Here is a 2,803-nt window from a genome sequence, read left to right as displayed (position 1 = left end):
TTCTCATCTTTACCCCGTACTAAAATTTCAGATATTATAGCCTTTTACTTGTTTCCGGACAACCTCTAACTGATTTTTTTGTAATATATGATAATACTTGCGAATACTATCACATTATCAGGAAAAGTAATCGGGAGTACTGACGGCTGTGGCAATTTTACCAACTAGCTTCTCTGCTAGCATTAGCAATATGTGTTTTCAGTGTTAGCTGTGAAGACGTTAAAGAAAGTTATCAAACAAGCAAATTAGCAGCAAAACTTTACGAAAATGCTTCAGTTGAGTCAGCTAAACAAATTTTCAGAATAGATGTATTAAATACGTAACCATCTTTACTTATATCTTAATATAATGTTTCTCAGTACCGTCTTTAACACAATTCAATTTTCACACTCATCAGCAGTTAGGCCACTTGCTCGCACAATAATATCAATTGCAACACCTGCCTTTGCTAGATTTTTCGCAACCCTGATTTTCTCTGCTTTTTTAACTTTTTCCTTGCCGCTTTTCATATCTTCAGATAGAGATTTGACTAACGCATCTAATGATTCCGGTTCTCTGTACTCGTTTATTAAACTCAATAGCTTTTTACTTTCTCTCGTTTCAGGTAGCAAGACTTTAATATTTACTGATAATGCTCCTGCTATTTCATATAATTTATCAAATAGTATGGTAGTATAACCTCTTTCATATTCATGTATTTCCTTGAGTGTTACGCCAACTTTATCCGCTAAATCTTTTTGAGTATACCTTCTTATTAACCTCCATTCTCTTATTCTTTGCCCTATTCTGTAATATATAGAATCAGTGCAGATTTCTCTCTCTGTATTATCATACTCGTAAATAGATAAGCCGGTTGCCTGGGAAATTATGTCAACTGAAACTCCTTCTTTCACTAGATTTTTTGCTATTTCCAACCTTGCCTCTTCTTGATTAATTTTTTCGCTAATATGAACAAACCTGACTAATGAAGGTACTATTTTGCCTAACTTTTGATTCTCATATATTTTCGTTAGATAGAGTATTTCCTCGTCTTCATAGCTGTCTTCCCTTACTATTACTGGTTCGGGTAATAAATCTATAGCATTAACTGACAATACTCTTGCTATTACATATAGTACTTCAATTGGAATAGGAATATACCCATTTTCATAGCTGTTTACTTCTTGGTATGTTAAACCTATTTCACTTGCCAATTCTACTTGAGTATGCCCTCGCATTAACCTGCTATCTTCTATTTTTTGTCCTATTTTGTAGCTTATAGAACTAATATCGCTTACAGAAACAAACATATATACCTGACTTAGAAATAAATTTTCATGCAATTTGATCAACGGATAAACCGATTATTTGCAAAATAATATCAATAGAAATTCCCCCTTTTACTAAATCCTTTGCAACTTTAATCCTTTCTATCTCTCTCACTTTCTCCTCACAAATCCGTATCCCTTCAAACAAAGACTTTATTAGTGCATGCCGTAGTTCTTGGCTCTCAATTTCTTTGTATTCTTTAATCAAATCAGGTAGCTCATTTTTCACTTTACTCCCTTCCTCTATTAGTAGATCCGTAATATTAATCGATAATGCTTCTGCCATTTCATATAATTTATCAAGTGGAACAGCAGTCCTTCCTTGCTCATAGTTGCTTATTTCGTCACGTGTTGTACTCATTTTTTCTACTAAATCTTTTTGAGTATACTCTCTCACTAGCCTCCATTCTTTTATCTTCTTTCCTATTTGGCAGTAAATAGAACCTCCTTTTTCTTCAACGCATTCATCAGCAGAGAGGCCAATTGTTTTTGCAACAATATCAACAGAAACTCCTGCTTTAACCAAACCTTTTGCAATCTTTATTTTCTCTGCTTTTTTACTACTTTTTTCACTAACTTGGACAAAATTGGTTAGTAAACAAAACATCTTACGTAACTCCTGGTCATTAATCTTTTTATATTCTCTTACTAGATTTAAGATTTCTTCTCCCTCATCTTCAAGACAGCTTTTTGATATAGGAATTAGATCCGTAATACTGATTGATAGTGCCTCAGTTATAGCATATAACCTTTCAATTGAAATTCTACGATTCCCTTTTTCATATTGAAGTATTACCCAGTACTTTACACCAAGTTTCTCTGCTAAATCTTTCTGAGTATACCCTCTCTCTAACCTCCAACTTTTTAATTTTTCTCCCACTTTATAATCTAGACTTTTTTCCACAAAAAGAACCATACATATAATATTTTATACTATAGCTCAAAGGCTCCAGATATAATAGCCAGACTCTGGAACCTTTAAATTGATGAATTAAAGTGCCCTACAAGTTTCTTTACTATTTTCACGTACTTTGTCTGCCCATGAAAACAATTTTTCACTTACTTCCTTCTGCTTTTCACTCCATATGCCGCACCTAGTGAAATTACCTCTTTCTACCACTTTCTTAAGTTTCACTCCCCCAAAAAGGCAATTTTTTCCAATTTCTTCTCCTCTTTTTTGTAATTCAGCCCACATTTCCTTATCCGCTACTTTTACTTGTACCTGACTGCAGTTTTTTACGTCCTGGTACAATACAATATTTAGCTTACCAAGGCTTGTAGGAAATTCTAACACAACGGAGCTACCATCTGATACATCAACGTAATTTCTTGCACCTCCTTCCTCCCTTCTGATCTCAACTGCATTATTACCCATTTTTAAAATGTTACTCCCTAACTCTCTCAGTATTTTGGCTACCTCTACCTTGCTTCTAAGAAACTTCCCATTAGTTATTCCTGTTGAACTAAGATATAACCGAATTCCTGTGCCTTTTTGA

2 protein-coding genes and 1 pseudogene are annotated in these 2,803 nt (G+C 34.0%); all 3 read right to left on the bottom strand.

From position 1 onward, the window contains the following. Positions 1-377: 377 nt before the first annotated feature. Positions 378-1,289: a WO male-killing family protein Wmk gene (gene wmk, locus OZD62_RS00835; protein WP_010962716.1), complete on the bottom strand. Its 912-nt coding sequence runs from the start codon at positions 1,287-1,289 to the stop codon at positions 378-380. Between the two features lie 25 nt (positions 1,290-1,314). Next, positions 1,315-2,223 carry a WO male-killing family protein Wmk gene (wmk, locus tag OZD62_RS00830; protein ID WP_006280075.1) on the bottom strand — a complete coding sequence of 303 codons (909 nt, stop codon included), beginning with the start codon at positions 2,221-2,223 and terminating at the stop codon, positions 1,315-1,317. Between the two features lie 75 nt (positions 2,224-2,298). Continuing rightward, positions 2,299-2,803, bottom strand: a pseudogene (locus OZD62_RS00825) (hypothetical protein); the annotation flags it as partial.

This window comes from Wolbachia endosymbiont of Drosophila seguyi (assembly GCF_028981765.1).
Classification (GTDB): Bacteria; Pseudomonadota; Alphaproteobacteria; order Rickettsiales; family Anaplasmataceae; genus Wolbachia; species Wolbachia pipientis.
The sequence above is the reverse complement of the archived record's forward strand: the minus strand, read 5'-3'. Positions and strand labels throughout refer to the sequence as shown.

Bases quoted from the DNA above. Each gene is read 5' to 3' on its own strand.
- wmk (WP_010962716.1), bottom strand. From the start codon at position 1,289: ATGTTTGTTTCTGTAAGCGATATTAGTTCTATAAGCTACAAAATAGGA.
- wmk (WP_006280075.1), bottom strand. From the start codon at position 2,223: ATGGTTCTTTTTGTGGAAAAAAGTCTAGATTATAAAGTGGGAGAAAAA.